The 20,395-nt window shown below is 35.9% G+C and carries 22 protein-coding genes and 2 pseudogenes; all 24 read left to right on the top strand.

What is annotated here, in order from left to right; translation table 11 throughout:
- Positions 1-75 (top strand): annotated as a pseudogene (locus DXC10_RS16765) (transcriptional regulator); the annotation flags it as partial.
- Positions 76-151: 76 nt separating this feature from the next.
- Positions 152-1,708, top strand: a complete 1,557-nt coding sequence (locus tag DXC10_RS16065; protein WP_117738460.1) for an ATP-binding protein — start codon at positions 152-154, stop codon at positions 1,706-1,708.
- A gap of 21 nt (positions 1,709-1,729) precedes the next feature.
- Positions 1,730-2,143 (top strand): hypothetical protein, encoded by a 414-nt coding sequence (locus DXC10_RS16060; RefSeq protein WP_117738458.1) that lies wholly within the window; start codon positions 1,730-1,732, stop codon positions 2,141-2,143.
- Positions 2,144-2,204: 61 nt separating this feature from the next.
- Positions 2,205-2,363, top strand: a pseudogene (locus DXC10_RS16605) (IS66 family transposase); the annotation flags it as partial.
- 115 nt (positions 2,364-2,478) lie between these two features.
- On the top strand, positions 2,479-3,768 hold the full coding sequence (locus tag DXC10_RS16055) for an oligosaccharide flippase family protein (RefSeq protein ID WP_158557880.1): 1,290 nt from the start codon (positions 2,479-2,481) through the stop codon (positions 3,766-3,768).
- Between the two features lie 4 nt (positions 3,769-3,772).
- Positions 3,773-4,606 carry a glycosyltransferase gene (locus DXC10_RS16050; protein WP_117738454.1) on the top strand — a complete coding sequence of 278 codons (834 nt, stop codon included), beginning with the start codon at positions 3,773-3,775 and terminating at the stop codon, positions 4,604-4,606.
- Between the two features lie 16 nt (positions 4,607-4,622).
- Positions 4,623-5,816 (top strand): hypothetical protein, encoded by a 1,194-nt coding sequence (locus DXC10_RS16045; RefSeq protein WP_117738452.1) that lies wholly within the window; start codon positions 4,623-4,625, stop codon positions 5,814-5,816.
- A complete protein-coding gene (locus DXC10_RS16040) occupies positions 5,788-6,861 on the top strand; it encodes a glycosyltransferase family 4 protein (protein ID WP_117738450.1) in 1,074 nt (357 codons plus the stop codon). The genes DXC10_RS16045 and DXC10_RS16040 overlap by 29 nt, the downstream gene beginning before the upstream one ends.
- Positions 6,862-6,867: 6 nt before the next feature.
- A complete protein-coding gene (locus DXC10_RS16035) occupies positions 6,868-7,965 on the top strand; it encodes a glycosyltransferase family 1 protein (RefSeq protein WP_117738448.1) in 1,098 nt (365 codons plus the stop codon).
- Positions 7,966-8,054: 89 nt separating this feature from the next.
- Positions 8,055-9,080, top strand: coding sequence for a polysaccharide biosynthesis protein (locus tag DXC10_RS16030; protein WP_117738446.1), 1,026 nt, complete (start codon positions 8,055-8,057; stop codon positions 9,078-9,080).
- A gap of 109 nt (positions 9,081-9,189) precedes the next feature.
- Complete coding sequence (locus DXC10_RS16025; protein WP_117738444.1) at positions 9,190-9,372, top strand: hypothetical protein; 183 nt, start codon at positions 9,190-9,192, stop codon at positions 9,370-9,372.
- Positions 9,373-9,586: 214 nt separating this feature from the next.
- Positions 9,587-9,904: a hypothetical protein gene (locus tag DXC10_RS16020; RefSeq protein ID WP_233519998.1), complete on the top strand. Its 318-nt coding sequence runs from the start codon at positions 9,587-9,589 to the stop codon at positions 9,902-9,904.
- A 56-nt stretch (positions 9,905-9,960) separates the two neighbouring features.
- Entirely contained in the window at positions 9,961-11,109 is a 1,149-nt protein-coding gene (locus DXC10_RS16015; RefSeq protein WP_117738441.1) for a capsular polysaccharide biosynthesis protein CapF, read from the top strand.
- Between the two features lie 3 nt (positions 11,110-11,112).
- Positions 11,113-12,297: a non-hydrolyzing UDP-N-acetylglucosamine 2-epimerase gene (gene wecB / locus DXC10_RS16010; RefSeq protein ID WP_117738465.1), complete on the top strand. Its 1,185-nt coding sequence runs from the start codon at positions 11,113-11,115 to the stop codon at positions 12,295-12,297.
- 10 nt (positions 12,298-12,307) lie between these two features.
- A complete protein-coding gene (locus DXC10_RS16005) occupies positions 12,308-13,513 on the top strand; it encodes a glycosyltransferase family 4 protein (protein WP_117738439.1) in 1,206 nt (401 codons plus the stop codon).
- 1 nt (position 13,514) lies between these two features.
- Positions 13,515-14,123: a sugar transferase gene (locus tag DXC10_RS16000; RefSeq protein ID WP_117738437.1), complete on the top strand. Its 609-nt coding sequence runs from the start codon at positions 13,515-13,517 to the stop codon at positions 14,121-14,123.
- 3 nt (positions 14,124-14,126) lie between these two features.
- Entirely contained in the window at positions 14,127-14,768 is a 642-nt protein-coding gene (locus DXC10_RS15995) for a NeuD/PglB/VioB family sugar acetyltransferase (RefSeq protein ID WP_117738435.1), read from the top strand.
- A 14-nt stretch (positions 14,769-14,782) separates the two neighbouring features.
- Complete coding sequence (locus DXC10_RS15990; protein WP_117738433.1) at positions 14,783-15,013, top strand: acyl carrier protein; 231 nt, start codon at positions 14,783-14,785, stop codon at positions 15,011-15,013.
- 40 nt (positions 15,014-15,053) lie between these two features.
- Complete coding sequence (locus tag DXC10_RS15985; RefSeq protein ID WP_233519997.1) at positions 15,054-16,070, top strand: 3-oxoacyl-ACP synthase III family protein; 1,017 nt, start codon at positions 15,054-15,056, stop codon at positions 16,068-16,070.
- On the top strand, positions 16,070-16,822 hold the full coding sequence (locus DXC10_RS15980; RefSeq protein ID WP_117738429.1) for an SDR family NAD(P)-dependent oxidoreductase: 753 nt from the start codon (positions 16,070-16,072) through the stop codon (positions 16,820-16,822). Before DXC10_RS15985 ends, DXC10_RS15980 begins: the two co-directional genes overlap by 1 nt.
- Before the next feature lie 11 nt (positions 16,823-16,833).
- Entirely contained in the window at positions 16,834-17,886 is a 1,053-nt protein-coding gene (locus DXC10_RS15975; protein WP_187120687.1) for a 3-oxoacyl-ACP synthase III family protein, read from the top strand.
- Positions 17,887-17,889: 3 nt separating this feature from the next.
- Positions 17,890-18,303 (top strand): VOC family protein, encoded by a 414-nt coding sequence (locus DXC10_RS15970; RefSeq protein ID WP_117738427.1) that lies wholly within the window; start codon positions 17,890-17,892, stop codon positions 18,301-18,303.
- Positions 18,304-18,312: 9 nt separating this feature from the next.
- The gene (locus DXC10_RS15965) at positions 18,313-19,890 is read left to right on the top strand and encodes an HAD family hydrolase (protein ID WP_117738425.1); all 1,578 of its coding nucleotides are present in this window, start codon (positions 18,313-18,315) and stop codon (positions 19,888-19,890) included.
- Between the two features lie 7 nt (positions 19,891-19,897).
- A complete protein-coding gene (locus DXC10_RS15960; RefSeq protein WP_117738423.1) occupies positions 19,898-20,125 on the top strand; it encodes an acyl carrier protein in 228 nt (75 codons plus the stop codon).
- Positions 20,126-20,395: the final 270 nt, after the last annotated feature.

Below are 20,395 nucleotides of genomic sequence, written 5' to 3'. Positions count from 1 at the left end.
GAACAGCAGGAGGCCATCGAGGAGTTTGAGAATGTGGTGGATAATCCTTATCCGTGGGAGTATATTGAGGAGTAGAAAAAACTATAAATAAGCCTTCTCTTTGAGGAAAAAGCGTATATTTGCATATATCTTCTAAAAAAATAAGGCGAAAATGGAACAGGTGCGTAAATTGCCAATCGGCATACAGACTTTTGAGGAAATACGTAAGGATAATTATCTCTATGTGGATAAAACTGCTATAGTTTATCAGATTGCAAATGTCGGTAAGCCTTATTTTTTGAGTCGTCCACGTCGTTTCGGAAAAAGTCTGCTTATCTCTACTTTTGAGGCTTATTTTCAAGGACGTAAGGACTTGTTTCAAGGACTTGCGATCGAAAAATTAGAAACCGAATGGAAAGAATATCCGGTATTTCATTTGGATTTGAACGCCGAGAAATATGACAGTAAGGAAGCACTGGAACAGGTGCTTTCTCGTAATCTGAGTCTGTGGGAAGATCGATGGGGAAAGGATGTGGCAGAAGATACACTTGCTTCCCGTTTTATAGGAGTACTTAGGCGTACTTACGAACAAACTGGCAAACAAGCAGTAGTATTGATAGATGAGTATGACAAGCCCTTGCTTCAGGCTATCCTCGATGAACCGTTGTTGGAAGAATACCGTCGTACCCTGAAAGCCTTTTATGGAGTGTTGAAAAGTGCCGACCGTTATCTTCGTTTCGTATTCCTGACAGGAGTAACCAAGTTTGCACAGGTAAGTGTGTTCAGTGATTTAAACCAGTTGAACGATATCAGCATGAAACCTGCCTATGCCACGGTTTGTGGCATTACCAAGGACGAATTAGTGGAAACGTTTACTCCTGAGATTGATAATTTGGGAAAGAAGAACGGACTTACTTTTGACGAAACCGTATGTCGTTTGACAGCCTTATATGATGGCTATCATTTTGAAGAGTCGGCAGAAGGTGTTTTTAATCCCTTTAGCCTGCTAAATGTTTTTGATAGTTATAAATTTGATAATTACTGGTTCCAGACGGGTACACCTACCTATCTTGTTGACTTGCTGAAACAGAGTGATTATGATTTACGCCTGTTGATTGATGGGGTAGAAGTACAGGCATCCGCTTTTTCAGAATATCGTGCGGAGACAAGAAACCCGCTTCCTATGATTTATCAGAGTGGTTATCTCACAATCAAGGGATATGATAAAGAGGTCAGTCTTTATACTTTGGGATTTCCTAATGATGAGGTTCGTTATGGCTTTTTGAATTTTCTGATCCCCTATTATACAGAAGTGTCTGATGCGGAGACCGGTTTTTATATTGTAAAATTCATGCGTGAGTTGAGAGCCGGTAATGTAGATGCCTTCATGGAGCGCCTGAAGGTGTTTTTTGCAGGTATGCCTTACGAATTAAGTGAGAATACTGAGCGTCATTATCAAGCCATTTTCTATGTAGTCTTTACCCTAATGGGACAATTTGTAGAAACGGAAGTCCGCAGTGCCCGTGGCCGTGCCGATGCAGTTGTGAAAACAAAAGACTTTATTTTTGTTTTTGAATTCAAACTGAATGGAACCGCTGAAGAAGCGTTGAAGCAGATTGATGAAAAAGGGTATCTGATTCCTTATACCTTAGATGGGAGGAAGTTGGTGAAAGTAGGGGTGAATTTTAGTAAGGAAACGAGGAATATTGATCACTATATAGTGGAATAATGATTTCAGATATCCATTACTATGATAACACTAAATAAGTCAGTCGAACATATATTTTCTCCTGCGAATGTTGATTGGGATTGTGATCAGATTGCTTTATTGATGTCTCCATTTCAGGAACAGATAAAATCTGATTTACATTTAGATCATAATCTTTCTGCTATTGAACTTTTTCTTCAACTTCTATCTTCTATGGCAAAGCATTTTATAGAGGATGAGCATTGGTGTTATTTTGATGATGTATATGCTCCGGAATTTTGTTGCATGACCATATTTGAATATTTTAGCAAAGCAATAGCTTCCGGGAATTTTTCGAAGGAGGAATTACAGATATTTCGTGAGGGATTAGAGACTCTAGCAGATACGGAAGTGGTACGAGATTATGGCTATCCGAGTGTGGATAGGTGGCTACGGAATGATAATTTGTGGAATTGATAAAAACAATGCAGTTTGTTCTTGAAGATTTCATGATCAGGTAAAAGGTTTTGAGAATCGAATAGTGGCAACCTACCATAGTGTAATCAGCACTGTGATACTTCATGGCAGTTCCGTCTGGAACTTCATCGATACTTTTTAATAAAAAATATATAACGGATGCTGGGACTATGTTAATATGGTTCCCGGAAAAATATCTTTGGCTACCGGCCAATGTTAAACTCAAGACGCAACTTTTAACTTAACTCGGTTTGGGCAGTTCAATAGTGTTCAAATTAAGGGGGACTCCCTCAATTGTGTGCTTACTATAAGTATAAATAATGCATTCTGTTTTAATGTCGAAATTAATTCCTTATCTATATAAATTAAAATCATCTAAAGAGTTTTCTGATATTTTCTATCTATTGATATTACAAGGAGTTAACTATATTTCTCCTTTAGTGATAATTCCCTATTTAATGGTAGTTTTAGGAGCTGAAAAGTATGGATATGTTGGATTTTCAATATCATTTTTGTCTTACTTTGTTCTGTTTGTTGATTTTGGTTTTGGCTTGAGTGCTACGAAAAGAATTGCAATAGCTAAAGAACAAAGTAAAGAAGCTTTGAGTAAAATATTTTTTTCTACATTATATTCAAAGTTAGCTTTATTGGTAATTTCTACTGCGCTATTTCTTATATTGAGTTTTTGTATTCCACAGTTTAAGAAATATCAGATAACAATGTTGTGTACCTATCCTATGCTAATTGGGAATGCTGTCACTTTTTCATGGTTATATCAGGGGATAGGCAAAATAAAAGTTTTTTCGTTGATTAATACTATTTCTAAATTATTGATAATTCCTTTAACTTTTATATTAGTTAAAACTGCTCAAGATTATAATACTGCAGCCTTTCTTCAGTCATTTGTATTTGTATTAGCAGGAGTTATTTCTATTTTTCATTTAATTCAAATGCGGATTATTTCTTATTGCAAAGTTTCTTTTATGGATATAAAAATAGAAATGAAAGAAAGTCTTCCTTTGTTTTTATCGGGAGTTGCCACTTCGATGTATACTCAATTATTTACAGTGATATTAGGTGTTGTTGCTACTCCTAATGTTGTTGGTAGATATTCTGCAGCAGAACGTATAATGAGATCATTGTGTTTCGTATTATATACTCCTATTAGTTTAGCCTTTTATCCTAAAATGGTTTCGTTAGCAGCCGTTGACAGAGCTGCTGCACGGAAATTGTTGAAGAAATTGCTTCATTGTGTTTCTGGTATAATGTTTAGTATTTGGGGAATACTTTTCTTTTTTTCAGATATGATTTCTAATTTATTAGGGCGTGACTATGAGGAAATATCTAATATTCTAAAGATAATGGCATTTGCTCCTTTGGCTATAGGATTAGGTGGAATACTCGGGCAAATGGGATTAATAGCTATGGGAAATTCCAAAACTAAACGAGATTTTCAGATAGTATATTTTATAGTAGCACCAATTTCTTTGCTTTTAGTTACTATATTAACTTCTTTTTTTATCGAGATAGGAGCTGCAATAGCATTACTTTTGACAGAGTATTTGGTTCTCATTTTAATGATATACTTCAATAAAAAACATCTATCTATGAACATAAACTCTTAAAAATATGATTTACCCTGATAGACATAATACATTAGTAGTAGTTGTGACATATAATCCAGATATAGATTTTGTCTCTCACCTTAATAGGTATGTTGAAATAGCAGAAAAAAGTCTGATTGTAGACAATAACTCAGCGTTTAACATAAAAGAGTTAGTTTGTGAACCTTTGCATTCATATTTTGAATTTCTTTTGTCTAAAGAAAATAAAGGTATTGCCTGGGGATTGAATCAGGGTATATTATATGCATTAGAGAATGGCTATTCTTACATACTTACTTTGGATCAAGATAGTCTTCCGCTTAAAAATATTTTGGAAATCTACGGCGAATTCTTGAAAGATAAGGAAGGGATTGGATTAATAGGGACATCTTTCCTGGAAAAAATAGATAAAGATACAGTAAACAATAATGTATTTAAGTCAAAATTGTCCGTCATTACTTCTGGAACGCTTCATAGTGTTGAAATTTTCTCGCAGGTAGGCTTGTATAATGAAAAGTTATTTATTGATTCTGTTGATTTTGAATTTTCATTAAGAGTTAAAAAAGCAGGATATAAAGTTTTGCGTTCTACCATTCCTTTTTTAGAACATCATTTGGGAAGCCCGATTAGTCGCTATGGTATTAAATCATCTAATCATAATGCTATAAGACGTTATTATATGACTCGAAATCATATATATGTAACAAAAAAGTTTTTTAAATCATTTCCTTGGTGGATTATAAAGAAAAATGTACATTTTGCTTATTCGATATTAATATTTCTTATTGTAGAAAAGCAAAAAAAAGAAAAAATTAAAGAAATATTGAGAGGTGTAAATGATGGTTTTGCTTTACAGTAAAGAGAGAATATTTAATATGTCAGGACTATTGCTGTTGGCTCTGATGATGATTTTCCAGGCCCAATGGTATCTTCCTAAAATTATTCTTTTAGGAATGATGTTCCTTACTATTTCTAGGTTCAAATTGTCTAATAATCTTCTTTTCTTTTATGGTGTTTATTTAGTTTATGGTTTATGGGGAATTCTGATTGGGCTTCTCAATGGCACAAAGTATCCATTTTCAAATGTGACAACTGTTATATTTTGGCCTACCTTAGCTTTACCGATAATAGCTCAATTGAAAGATAGTAGTCAATACATAAAAATAACGAAAGTGTTATTTTATGTTCATTTGTTCTTAGTAGTTTATGATTTAGTATATGCATATTCAATTATATATGGTTTTTATTTTCCTAATATTTATGGGAATAATCAGATTTTTTCATTTTATGAAACATCGTCTCGTTTAGGATTTATAAACTTGAATATTCTTACTTTCACAGCTCCGGTATTTTTTTTAATATGGTTGAGCAAATTTGAAATAGGAGTATCTTATCTATTGCAGTCTTTGACTCTATTATTAACTTTCTTTCTGTTTATATTGTCGGGACGAAGGAGTCTTATGCTACTTTTTATTGCAATACCATCGATCACTTTAGTTTTGAAGAATAGGTTCCCAAAAGAAGTGATTAAAAAGATATCTTGGATAGTATTAGCATTTATTTTATTTCTTTTTTTGAGTGTCTTTTATATTTATAGTAACTATCCTGAAGTATTTTATGGATATATGGAGACATTCATAAATGCTTTTGATTCAGATGTAGAGCCTGTTAAATTTGCACAACAAAGAATGCTTATCAGTGAGTTTATGAAAAGTCCTTTATGGGGACATGGAGTTGGAGTAGATTTTTATGAGCCTTTTCCTGGCAGACTTATGTTTGCACACCAATTTGAATTGCAATATCACCTAAAACTTGCACAAACAGGATTAATCGGTTTTGTTATGATGGGTATCACCTATTTTGGGATATTTTTTTATGGACTGTATCTTTCAAAAATAAGATATGATTCTTTATTCTTTTTTTTTCTTATAGGTTATTTTTTTGTACTTATAGCGGATGCAACTAATCCCGTTATGTGCTCATTTGATTTAATGATACCTTTCTTTTTATGTTTGGCAAAAATAAATTCAAATAATATAAATGAAGAAAATTGCTATAGGGGTACATAGCCCTGCTCCTTATTGGAATGAAGTTTTTCAGTCAATCCGAGGTTATTGTAACGTAGATGTCTATTACGAACATAAATTTGATTTTGAGAAAAGTTGGAAAGTTCTCAATGTTGATGAAGGCATATATTATACAGATGAGGGAATGATTAATATTGTTCGTAGATTGGCACATTATGATTTGGTGATATTGGGAGGTTGGCTTAATCCTCGAAATATTATCATTGCCCTTTCTTTATGGATATTACGCAGAAAGTTTGCATTTTTCTCGGATTATCCAGAACATAAACAACGTTCGATCTTTAATATTATGTTAAAGAAATTTCTATTATCAATCTGTGATTATTTGCTAGCTGCATCAGAAGCAACTAAAGAATATTATATTGACACTTATCATATTAATCCTAACAAGGTTAGAATATTGCATTATACATATTCTCCTATAAATAGTGAAACTTTATTAGAACAATATAATATTCAACGTAATATAGAATTGCAAAATTCAGAGTCTATAGTGAAGCTATTTATAGCGTCTCGTTTTATAAAAAGGAAAGGATATGAAATAGTTTATGATGCTTTTCGTAAACTTTATGAGAATAATTTATTAGATTCCTTTGATGTTACTATATCAGGGACGGGGCCATTATGTGAATATTATACTGAAAAGTTTAAATTATTATCTTCTAAAATACAATTTTTAGGTTGGGTTGAATTGGATGATTATATTAATCAAATGAATTCTTGTGATGTTTATCTTCATCCATCTACACATGAGCCTTTTGGAATACCGCCGTTAGATGCTATGGTTCGTGGTAAATTATTGGTTGTCTCGGATGGAGTTAAGTCAACTGTGACAATTATTGGAAATAAGGAAAATGGGTTGCTATATCATGCAGTATCTTCTGATGAACTTTATAATTGTATGTGTTACATATTGGATAATAAGAAATCAATATATTCGATAGCAAAAAAAGGTAGATTGACAGTCTTGAAGTATTATTCTCCTGAACATATGGTAGAAAGTATAAAAGATATTTTGAAAAATTGAAGTTATATGGAACGGAGACTTATTATTGATGCTTTAGCTTTTGAATATGGAAAAGCTTATGGTTACCAAGAATATCTATTTAACTTGCTTGAATATTTTTATGCAAATCGTTCTGAAATTCTTTTTGAAAAAGTAGATGTCATTTGTTTAGAAAAACAGAAATGCTATTTTCAAAAATATGCTGATAAATTTGGGATTAAAACGTATAAATGCTCATTAATTATTCAACGACTATTAGTACAAACATTAATGCCATTTTTATTGAAACTACATAAGGAAGATTTAATTCTTTATACAGCTAATTATTCTTCGTTATTAAAAAAAAGTAGACATCTTTTGGTAATACATGATTTGTTATTCAAGAAGAAATTATTTTTCCCGTACTATTTAATGCGTATGCAAAGGGAATTATATTTGCCAATATCAATAAAACTAGCAGATAAAATAATTGCTATATCTAATTTTACAGCATCAGATATCGTTAGATATTATCCAAATTGCAAAAATAAAATTTTGGTAATTTATAATTACTTTAATTTTTCAAAATTTCCTAAGGTTAATGATGAAGTAAGAAAAGAGGATTATTTTATCTCTGTTTGTTCTTCCGCTTATCATAAAAATACAATTACTTTACTAAAGGCTTTTGAAACATATTGTATGAATGGCGGCACTTATAAATTAGTTTTAGTTGGTGGAATACAGAATGGTACGGACCTATATTTTCAATATTTGAAGCTTCCTGTAAACATAAGAGAACGAATACAGTTTTATCATAAAATTACTAATGAACAGTTGGCGTTATTGTATCAAAAAGCAAGAGCTTATATTTCAGCTTCTTTATTTGAAGGTTTAGGTATGCCCATCGTAGAAGCAATGTATTTTGATTTGCCTGTCCTTTTATCTGATTATCCAGTTTTTCATGAGGTCAGTTTAAACAAAGGCCTTTATTTTGATCCTTTAAATTATGAAGCTTTGTCGAAAAGAATGAAACAGATATCTGAAAGAAGTATGAATCCTGATTCATATTCCGATATGGTACTTGAGAGATATTCAGAAGAAAATACTTCTGCAAAATATATTCAAATTATCAATAGTTTGTTTTAATTGAATTTCTCCAACTATTCTTAATTTTATTATGCTGTTGATGATTTTTTATACTACTGTTTGTTTTAAGTTTTAATACATAAATATTTATGTCTCTTTTTAAAGACAAAACTCTTTTAATTACTGGCGGAACAGGTTCCTTCGGTAATGTAGTCCTTCGTCGTTTCCTCGACAGTGATATCAAAGAAATCCGCATTTTCTCCCGTGATGAGAAGAAGCAGGATGACATGCGTCATCACCTGCAGAATCCTAAAGTAAAATTCTACATCGGTGATGTACGTGACAAACGCTCGGTAGACGGTGTAATGAATGGTGTGGATTACGTTTTCCATGCCGCCGCTTTGAAGCAGGTTCCTTCCTGTGAGTTTTTCCCTACGCAGGCAGTTCGTACGAATGTGCTCGGTACGGAAAATGTACTTGATTCGGCTATCCAGCATGGTGTAAAAAATGTGGTGGTACTTTCTACAGACAAGGCTGCTTATCCTATCAATGCGATGGGTATCAGCAAGGCAATGATGGAAAAGGTTGCCATTGCTAAAGGTCGCCAGTTGGGGGAGAATGCCGCTACTACCATTTGCTGTACCCGTTATGGTAATGTAATGGCAAGCCGTGGTTCTGTAATCCCTTTGTGGGTGGAGCAGATGAAAGAGGGGAATCCGATTACTATCACGGATCCGAATATGACGCGTTTTATGATGACATTGGATGATGCCGTGGATTTGGTACTCTATGCCTTCCAGCATGGTTCGAACGGTGATTTGTTTGTCCAAAAGGCACCGGCCGCTACTTTGGATGTTCTGGCAGATGCATTAAAAGAGCTTTATCATAGTGATACGGAAGTAAAGATAATCGGTACCCGTCATGGTGAAAAACTTTATGAGACGTTGGTAACCCGTGAAGAAATGTCGAAAGCTATCGATATGGGGGATTATTACCGCATTCCGTGTGATACCCGGGATTTGAATTATGACAAGTTCTTCGTAGAGGGGAATGAAGAAGTTTCGAAGATAGAAGATTATCATTCTCATAACACTCATCGACTGGATGTGGAAGGTATGAAGGAACTTCTGCTGAAACTCTCATTCATTCGTGAGGATCTCGGAATCAATGAGTAATAGGCTATATTTAAGATTAAATAAATCATTTATATTCAAAAAAAGAGGTTAGATGTATTGATTGTTTGATAAAAGTCTGTATATTTACAGTATAAAATAATTCTTGAATATGGGAAATATACGAAAAAATACAAAGAAGGTCAGACAGGATATTAAGAGTATCTTGAAATCTCGTTTTGACTATTTGTCTCCCGAAGACAGGGACAAGCTCCTTAACGGGAATGATTTTGTAGAAGTTCCTGCTAAGGAATTGAAACGTCTTCGTATAGATGTTTATCCATATTTGATGTGATGAATACTCCCATTATCCTTATCGTTTTGTACAACGTGTAGAAGAACCCATAATTTCCGAGGAATCTTTCTTAAAGTATAAATTGCTTTATACATTCAAATCTTCCAAATCACATCAGTGGTATTGGGTTTGGATTGAGGTGTATGAACGTGATTTTTATGCTGTCAAGTTTCACTTAAAGTCGCATCGGTACAGCCGGGATAAGTATAGCATTATGACAGGATTGAATGAAGCCCGTCCTGTGATAATGACGTGTATTGCTATTATGCAGGAGATTGCTGATGTTAATCCTCATGCATCATTTGGCTTTATTGGTGCTAATATGCAGAATGAAACAGTATATTATACCAAACGCTTTCAAGTATATAGCCGTATAATGGCAACATATTTTAGTAAAGATATGTTTAAGCATTATATGATTATTCCCAAGAGTACTTATTTGATGATTCGCAAGTCGGAATTAGCCATACATCCGGATTTATTGGATGATATAAATATAAAATTCAAAAAGTTATACGATTATTTTGACTGACTTTTCTTTTTGATAGTCAACCTTCAATCTTTTTTTATATTCAATAAGAACCATTTATGAACATTCTTGTAACCGGCGCCCGAGGGTTCGTCGGTCGAAATCTTGTATCCCAACTGCGTAACATCAGAGAAGGGAAGGCGAAGAATTATGTCATCTCTCCTGACTTGAACGTATTTGAGTATGATATAGACAGTAATCCCACCAAGTTGGATACCTATTGTAAAGAGGCGGACTTTGTATTCAACCTGGCAGGCGTTAACCGCCCCAAAGACCAGTCGGAGTTTATGAAAGGTAATTTCGGCTTTGCCACTATCTTGCTTGATACCTTGAAGAAATACGGGAATACGTGTCCGGTCATGATTTCTTCTTCCACTCAGGCGGCTTTGGATAATCTTTACGGTGAGTCGAAGCGGGCAGGGGAACAGTTGATGTTTGATTACGCTAAGGAAACCGGGGCAAAGGTACTGGTGTACCGCTTTCCGAATGTGTTCGGCAAATGGTGTCGCCCGAACTACAACAGTGCGGTGGCTACTTTCTGTCATAACATAGCTCACAATCTTCCTATACAGGTGAATGACCCTAAAGTGATAATGAACTTGGTGTATATCGATGATGTGGTGGATGAACTGATAGCCGCCTTGTCGGGACAGGAGAACAGAGAGGGTGATTACTGTGCGGTATCAATAGTGCATACTGTTACTTTGGGTGAGATTGTAGACCTGCTTTATTCTTTTAGGGAGAGCAGATACAACTTGAGTGTACCTTGTCTTGCCGATGCTTTCACCAGGAAGCTGTATTCCACTTACCTTTCTTATCTGCCCAAGGAAGAATTCGGTTATCCCTTGAAGATGAACATTGACGAGCGGGGGAGCTTTACTGAAATCATCCGTACTTCCGACAGGGGACAGTTCTCCGTGAACATATCCAAGCCTCATATAACCAAGGGTAACCATTGGCACCATACGAAGAACGAAAAGTTTGTTGTGGTAAGCGGCAGGGGAGTCATCCGTTTCCGCAACATGAATGAGCCGGATGCGGCGGTGATAGAATATTTCGTATCGGGTGAGAAAATAGAAGTGATAGATATCCCTACAGGTTATACGCATAATATCGAAAACCTGGGAGATACGGATATGGTGACTTTCATGTGGTGCAACGAGTGCTTTGACCCTGATAAACCTGATACGTATTTTGAAAAAGTATAAATGATGGAATTGAAAACAGATTATTCAAATATCAAGTTTCAGGAGAATGGCAGGCTGAAACTTTTGATAATAGTGGGTACCCGTCCCGAGATTATTCGCCTTGCCGCCGTTATCAACAAATGCCGTAAATACTTTGATTGTATTCTCGCCCATACGGGTCAGAACTATGATTATAACCTGAACGGTGTTTTCTTTCACGACCTTAAGTTGAAGGAGCCGGACGTTTATATGGATGCGGTGGGTGATGACTTGGGTGCTACGATGGGCAATATCATCAATGCGGGTTACAAGCTGATGGTGCAGGTGAAGCCTGATGCCGTACTGGTACTGGGTGATACCAATTCCTGTCTTAGCGTCATCGGCGCCAAACGTCTTCATATCCCCATCTTTCACATGGAGGCGGGTAACCGTTGTTTTGACGAATGCCTGCCGGAGGAAAACAACCGGCGTATCGTGGATATAATTTCTGATGTGAACATGTGCTATTCCGAGCATGCAAGGAGATACCTGAATGCTTCGGGTGTGGCGAAAGAGCGTACTTATGTTACAGGCTCCCCGATGGCCGAGGTGCTGCATGAAAATCTGGCTGAAATAGAGGTTTCGGATATCCATCGGAGATTAGGTCTTCAAAAAGGCAAGTATATTCTTCTGTCTGCGCACCGTGAGGAGAATATTGATACGGAAAAGAATTTCCTTTCGCTGTTTAACGCTATTAATGCAATGGCTGCGAAGTATGACATGCCTGTTCTTTACAGTTGCCATCCCCGCAGTAAGAAACGTTTGGAAGCGAGCGGATTCCCCTTGGATAAACGGGTTATTCAGCACGAGCCTCTCGGATACCATGATTACAATTGTCTTCAGATGCATGCGTATGCTGTGGTAAGTGACAGTGGTACTTTGCCTGAGGAAAGTTCTTTCTTCACTTCCGTGGGACATGCTTTTCCGGCTGTTTGCATCCGTACAAGTACGGAACGTCCGGAGGCTCTGGACAAGGGTATTTTTGTGCTGGCGGGTATTGATGAGAAATCTCTGTTGCAGGCTGTCGATACGGCTGTAGAAATGAATCTCAATGGAGATTACGGTATTCCCGTTCCGACTTATACGGATGAGAATGTATCGACCAAGGTTGTGAAGTTGATACAGAGTTATACGGGAGTGGTGAATAAGATGGTGTGGAGAAAATATTGATTCGATTAGAATGAATATTTTATTTTTGACATTAAGTCGTATTTCCGATATCTCAGAGAGAGGTATTTATACGGATTTGATTCGTGAATTTATTCGTAACGGGCATTCTCTGTATATTGTAGTACCGATAGAACGGCGTTTTCATCAGGTTACTGGATTGAAAGAATCGGATGGAGCCAATATATTGAAAGTAAAGACGCTGAATATACAGAAAACAAATCTGATAGAAAAGGGTGTAGGAACATTATTACTGGAATATCAGTACCGGTGGGGCATTGAAAGATTTTGGAAAGATGTAAAGTTTGATTTGATTTTATACTCCACTCCTCCAATCACTTTTAATAAAGTAATCGCTTCGTTAAAAGAACGTTATAAGGCAAAAACTTATCTGCTATTGAAAGATATATTTCCACAGAACGCAGTTGACTTGGGTATGTTTTCTAAGAAAAGCTTGTTTTACAAACTGTTTCGTAGAAAGGAGGAGAGATTGTATGAATTGTCTGATTACATCGGATGTATGTCTCCTGCCAATGTGGATTATGTATTGAAGCACAATCCTTCGGTAAACGCGGACAAGGTAGAAATCTGCCCTAATAGTATAGAATTGAAAGGTGATAATGAATGCGAAACGGTCAGAGCTATTTTACTTAGGAAATTGGACATTCCTGTGGATAAATGTCTATTTATATATGGTGGCAATTTAGGGCGTCCGCAAGGTATTGATTTTCTGATAGAAGTGATTGCTGCTAATGAGAAAAGGGATAATTCTTATATTATCATAGTAGGTAATGGTACTGAGTATGGGAAGATAAAACAATGGTTTGATATGAATTCTCCCCACAATGCTTGCCTGTTACCTTCACTTCCAAAAGTAGATTATGATAATTTGGTGAAAGCATGTGATGTCGGTTTAATATTTTTGGATAAGCGTTTTACAATACCTAATTATCCTTCTCGTTTACTTTCTTATATGGAAAATAGAATGCCGGTATTGATGGCTACTGATGTGAATACGGATATTGGTCGTATAGCGGAAGCCAATGGCTATGGCATGTGGGTGGAGAGTGGAGATACTGAAAAATTTATGAAGATGGTTGATAGCATAGTGATTGATAAAAATTTGATAAAAACAATGGGGGAGGCTGGTTACTCTTATTTGTATGAGAACTATGCAGTACAAGGCAGTTATCAAATAATAATGAGTCATTTTAAGTAATATGTATTCTCATGTTTTTAAACGAGTGATAGATTTTATCCTCGTATTTTGTGTGTTGACCGTCATCTGGCCGATATTACTTCTAATAGCTTTATGGTTACATTTCGCTAATAAGGGAGCAGGCGCTTTCTTTCTACAAGAACGTCCGGGAAAAAGTGGGGAAATTTTCAAAGTAATCAAATTCAAGACCATGACCGACGAACGTGATACAGATGGTAATTTATTACCTGATAGTGAGCGTTTGACACGAGTAGGTAAGTTTATACGATCTACTTCAATGGATGAGTTGCCACAATTAATAAATGTGCTGAAAGGGGATATGGCATTGATAGGACCACGGCCGTTACTTCCCCAGTATTTACCTTTATACAGTAAAGAACAGGCGCGGCGCCATGAAGTACGTCCGGGTATTACCGGTTGGGCGCAGGTCAATGGTCGTAATGCAATTAGTTGGACAAAGAAATTCGAGCTGGATGTTTGGTATGTAGACCATTGTTCTTTTCTACTTGATCTAAAAATAGTATTTATGACAATAAAAAAAATTCTTGTGAGAGAAGGTATCAGTTCGGATACCTCAGTGACAATGGAGGCTTTTAATGGAGATAATTAGAAGATGAAGGATATTGCAATCTATGGTGCAGGCGGCTTTGGACGTGAGGTTGCTTGCTTACTGAAAAGAATTAATGAACAGGTACCTACGTGGAATTTGCTTGGTTTCTTTGACGATGGGAAAGAGCATGGTTATGTAACAGAGTATGGTAAAGTGTTGGGAGGTATTGAGCAGTTGAATTCTTTTTCATACCCTTTATCGGTAATAATTGCGATAGGTTCTCCTAAAACGGTAGAAAGAATTGTAGACAAGATTAAAAATCCTATGATAGATTTCCCTAATATTTTTTCTCCAGATACAATTTTTTTAGACAAGGATAATATTTCTTTCGGAAAAGGAAACTTGGTTTGTGCAGGGTGTTTATTTTCGTGTAATGTACAAGTCGGCAATTTTAATACATTCAATGGTTTTATTACAATTGGGCATGATGCTGTTATTGGCAACTTTAATTCTTTGATGCCTGCGGTACGAATTTCCGGGGAGGTACATGTCGGAAATTGTAATTTCTTCGGAGTATCTTCTGTTATATTACAACAAATTAGAATAGGAAATGAGACTGTGATAGGAGCAAATAGTACGATACTGAGAAAAACAAAAGATGGAAATACGTATGTAGGGAATCCTGCATCAATAGTGAAATATTAAAGATATATAGAATTATGGAATTAAAAGAATTTATTGAGCATTTCGCAGAACAGTTTGATGAGACGGACGCAAGTGTATTTACAACGGAAACGGAATTTCGTGCATTAGATGAATGGTCTTCTTTGATTGCTTTGTCTGTTATTGCTATGGTGGATGAAGAGTATGATGTGGCATTGAAAGGGGATGATGTTCGCAATGCAAATACGATAGAAGATTTGTATAATATCGTAAAAAGTAGAATGTGATATGGCTTTTCTGTCGTTTGGAAATGTTCGGATAGCAGGTATGGCAGCATGTGTACCTAAAGAGATAGATGATAACAGGACAACCTCTCTTATACGTGATTCTGAAAGAGAAAATCTTATAGAATCTATAGGTATAATTCAGAAACGCATTGCTCCGAAAGGGGTATGTGCTTCTGATCTATGTTTAGAATCTGCGGAAAGATTGATTGAAGAATTGGAATGGGAAAAGTCAGAAATACAAGCTCTTGTATTCGTTTCGCAAACTCCGGATTATATTCTTCCTGCTACAGCTTGTATCCTCCAAGAGAGATTAGGCCTTTCAACCGAGTGCATGACTTTTGATGTTTCTTTAGGATGTTCTGGTTGGGTATATGGGATGTCGATAGTGGCATCTTTAATGGGAGAAAAAAATGTAACCAAGGCATTGTTGTTGTGTGGAGATTTAGGAACAAGAACAAATTCTCCAAAAAATAGAAGTGATTTTCCTCTTTTCGGTGATGCTGGTACATGTACAGCCTTGGAGTATGAAGAAGGAGTGGAGGGTTTTAAATTCCATTTAGCAACAGATGGTTCGGGGAAAGAAGTAATTATTATTCCATACGGAGGTTATCGTAATCCGGTAATTCCGGAAAAATTGGAATATATAGATTATGGAAATGGAGATGTAAGAACTGGCATTCATGCTAAAATGGATGGTCTTAGTGTGTTTTCATTCGCCATCACTAAAGGGCCAAAGAGTGTTATGATGCTCTGCGATCAATTTGGTATAGATATGGATGGGATAGACTGTTTTACTTTCCATCAAGCAAATAAAATAATAACCGATAAGATTCGTAAGAAGCTGAAACTTGGGGAAGAGAAATGCCCTAATTCGATGCAATTTTTTGGGAATACGTCGTGTGCTACCATACCTTTGACTTTGGTGACACAACGGTATGCTGAAATGTCTTCAAGAAAAATGAGGCATATTGGCTGTGCTTTTGGCGTAGGTTTGTCTTGGGGATCGGTCTTTTTTGAAACGAATCATATTGTTGTACCTAAATTAATTGAATATTAATGTATAATCCATTTTCGTTAGAAGGGAAAACTATTCTTGTTACAGGAGCTAGTTCGGGAATTGGAAGAACGACGGCTATAGAATGTTCTAAGATGGGAGCTAATCTTTGCATTGTAGGTAGAAACATAGAACGTCTAAATGAAACATTCTCCCAACTTTTCGGTGATTCTGCTAATCATAAGCAGTTTGTGTTAGAACTAACAGATTATGAAAAAGTAGAGGCAGCTATAAAAGATATGCCTACATTTGATGGGGTGGTAAATTCGGCCGGTATTAGTACAACCATTCTTTTTCAATTTCTAACAAGAGATAAGATACAGCATGTTTTTGATGTGAATTTCTTTTCCCCCATAGAATTGACAAGGCTTTTGATTAAAAAAAAGAAAATTGCAAAGAGAGCTTCTATTGTGTTTTTGTCCTCTATTGATGGGCCAATAAATTCTCATATAGCTAATTCTTCATATGGTGCTACCAAGGCTGCGCTTGCTGCCATGGCAAAAGGAATGGCTGTAGAACTTGCGCCGAAAAACATTCGAGTAAATTATCTAATGCCAGGACAAACAGAAACTCCATTGATTCATAATGAGTTTATTACAGAAGAACAATTGATTATTGATATGGAGAAGTATCCTTTAAAAAGATACGGTAATCCGGAAGAAATCGCTTACGGTGCTATTTATTTTCTTTCTAATGCAAGTACTTTTACAACAGGAACAGGATTGGTTATTGATGGGGGATTTACTCTTCTTTAAGATGATTTCTTATGGCAATAATAAAATATCATAATGTGGGTATACGTGCGATGAGTGCATGTGTGCCAAGTAAGGTTATCTATAATCGCAGTCTGGGATATTTGATTCCAGAGGAAGAAATTGAGAAAACCATTCAAAGTATAGGCATAGAAGAACGAAGAATTGCTGATGACGACGTTTGTGCATCCGATCTTTGCTATAAGGCTGCAAAAAAGTTAATGGAGGATAATGATATTAATCCTGATAGTATTGATGTATTGCTTTTTATGAGTCAAACTGCTGATTATCGTATACCTGCCACTTCGCCTATTCTCCAACATCGTTTGGGGTTGGGCAAAGATACTTGTTGCATTGATCTGACATTGGGATGTTCTGGTTATGTTTTTGCCCTTTCTACAGCTTTTGCCTATGCAAGTATGGAGGGAGTGAACAGGGTATTGTTACTTGACGGAGAAACTTTTTCCAAAATTGTGAACAAATATGATAAAGTAGACTGGCCGCTTTATGGGGATGCTGCAACTGCAACTTTAATAGAAAAAGGGGATTTTGACGAGAGCGTTTTTATCTTGAAGACAGATGGTGCAGGAGAAAATGCCGTAAAAATACCAGGTGGAGGTATGCGTAATCGTACTACTGCAGCATCACTTGAAAATACTGTGCGGGAAGAAGGAAATGTTCGTAATGATCTTGAAGTGTATATGGATGGTATGGACGTTTTCAATTTTGCCATGAGCGTAGTACCTAAAGGTGTGAAAGAAATAGTCAAGGAGACAGGTACTACACTGGATGACATAGATTGGCTGGTGTTTCATCAAGCAAATAAGTTCATGACTGATTTCTTCGCAAAACGCTTAAAATTCAGTATGGATAAGGTACCATACTGTATTCAGAAATATGGTAATACTTCTTCTACTTCGGTAGCTTTGACTATTGTAAGTGAGTTGAAGGAAAGACTGAAAGATGGTGATTGTATTGTGATGAGCGGTTTTGGAGCCGGACTTAGTTGGGGTACAGCAAGGATTGTGTTTAATGGGTGTAAGATCTCGCAAATTGTAGAATATTGATGTATGTTGAATAGTTTTAAATTTCATCATATTGGGGTAGCAGTGAATGATATAGAATCAACTGCAACAGTATATATGAACGGAGGTTATTTACGATCAGAGACTCTATTTGATCCTATTCAAAATGTGAAAATCTGTTGGCTGACTAAAGATGGTATGCCCACGATTGAACTGCTGGCTCCGGTAAATGAAACTTCGCCAGTGAAAAAAATATTGGAAAAAAACGGCGTGTCTCCCTATCATATTTGCTATGAGGTAAATGATATGGATATCGTTATTAATAATTTGCGTAAGCAAAAGTATGTAATGGTTTGTAAACCTGTTCCAGCGGTAGCCATTCATAATTGCAGGGTTTGTTTTTTATTTAATAAGTATGTGGGACTGATTGAGTTGGTGGAGAGTCCGGCTGAAATTTAAAAGATTCTTATGAGTGTATTCGTATTTCGTAATAATACAATAGAACGTTTTTTCGGGAAAGAATATTCCTTTAGTGGTTATAACGATATTAGTATAATACCTGAAGATGCCGAGTCTTATGTATGGTGGTATCAAATTCCGATCAAATATGATCTGGCGGTTCTTGCCGAGGAAATCCGTGGGTATGTCCGGAATTTGAATTTTGTGTTACAACAGGTTGACAGGAAGAAGACTTTTGTGATATTAACCATAGACATGTTTTATGTAGTGCCTTTTACGGATGATGACTATAGGGTTCAAGAAGCTGTATCTGATTATAATCGCACTTTATATGAGATAGAAGCTTCTAATAGTAATGTGAAAGTTATCGACATTACGGAGTTTACCCGTGAGTATTCAGCGGAGGAACTGTTTGACTGGAAGTTTTATTTCATCAGTCAAATGGGAATGAATCCGAAATTACATAAGGAGTTTAAAGCCTGGTTTGAGCGTAAATCCGAAGGTATTGCTTTGAAGCGTAAAAAATGTCTAGTACTGGATCTGGACAATACGCTTTGGGGAGGTATTTTGGGTGAAGAAGGTGTAGAGGGCATACAAATCGGAGGAGATTATCCGGGTAAGGCTTTCCTTTATTTTCAAGAGGCTTTGTTGCAATTATCCCGCTCGGGAGTTATTCTTGCTGTATGTTCAAAAAACAATGAACGGGATGTTATAGAAGTTTGGGAAAAGAATCCTTATATAATATTACGGAAAGATGCGTTTGTGGCATATCGGATTAATTGGAACGACAAGGCTACGAACATCAAAGAACTGGCGACAGAGCTCAATATAGGATTGGACAGTTTTGTATTTGTAGATGATAATCCTACAGAACGCGAACTAGTGAAACAAATATTACCGATGGTGAGTGTACCTGATTTTCCTGAACAACCATATGAATTGCCTTCTTTTTTCAAACATCTTGTTGAAGATTACTTTAAGGTCTATTCTATCACAAATGAAGATAGGCAAAAGACAGAACAGTATAAAGCCAATGTGGCAAGGGTACAATTGCAGAATTCTTTTGATGACTTTGATAAGTATGTAAAAAGTTTGGATATTCAGATTAGTATAGAACAGGCAGATGAGTTCAATATCCAACGTATTGCTCAGATGACTCAAAAAACCAATCAATTTAATCTTACTACGAAACGATATACGGATGCCGATATACGGAGTTTTATAGGGAAAGGCTGGAAGATATGGTGTATTAGTGTGGCTGACAAGTTTGGAGATAATGGAATAACCGGTACTATGATGATAGCCGGAGATGAAATTGATACATTCTTGCTGAGTTGTCGTATTTTAGGTAAGGGTATCGAGGTGGCATTTGCCAAAAAAGTTTGTGCGATGCTTGCTGAATCTGGAGTAGATTTACTCAAAGCCAAATATATTCCTACTACCAAGAATGCTCAAGTGAAAGACTTTTATGAGAAATGTGGTTTTACTTGTCAGCTAGAAAACGAAGACGGTAGTAAGGAATACTCCATGAATCTTCGTTCGTCAGATTTGAAAGTAAAAGATATTTATAGAATAACAGTTAAATAGGAAACAGATGGAAGAAAAAGTCTTGAAAATATTACAAGAAGTATTTGAATTGGATACAGTTGATGTGACTTGTTCCCAAACTTCATGTGAAGCTTGGGATTCAATGGGGCAACTTAACCTTGTGGCAGAACTTGAGGATGTTTTTGCTATTAATCTTGAACCGGAAGAAATTGGTGCAATGAAGTGTTTTGATGATATTATTAATATACTGAAAGCAAAAGGGGTTAAGCTTTGATTTTTATTATTATAGGTTGGTATTTGATTTATTCTTAGTGGATAATTTTTCTTTTACCACATGTCTTTTTATCCAGTCTTGACCTAAAAAAACATTTTCAGTTTCATTTGGTTATTTTCTACATCGCTAGAATTGAAGGTTAGTAGAGTTTGCTATTGTTTATATAGAAATAAAGAGGAGCTTTAGATGTAGTAAGATATCCCTCATCATTAAAAATAATCACATATATTTTATGGACAAACGAATTTATCTTTGCCTCGCTCACATGAG

The organism is Bacteroides sp. OM08-11, from assembly GCF_003438665.1.
Taxonomy (GTDB): Bacteria; Bacteroidota; Bacteroidia; order Bacteroidales; family Bacteroidaceae; genus Bacteroides; species Bacteroides cutis.
Note: the sequence above shows the minus strand (reverse complement) of the source record. Positions and strands in the feature narration are given on the sequence as shown.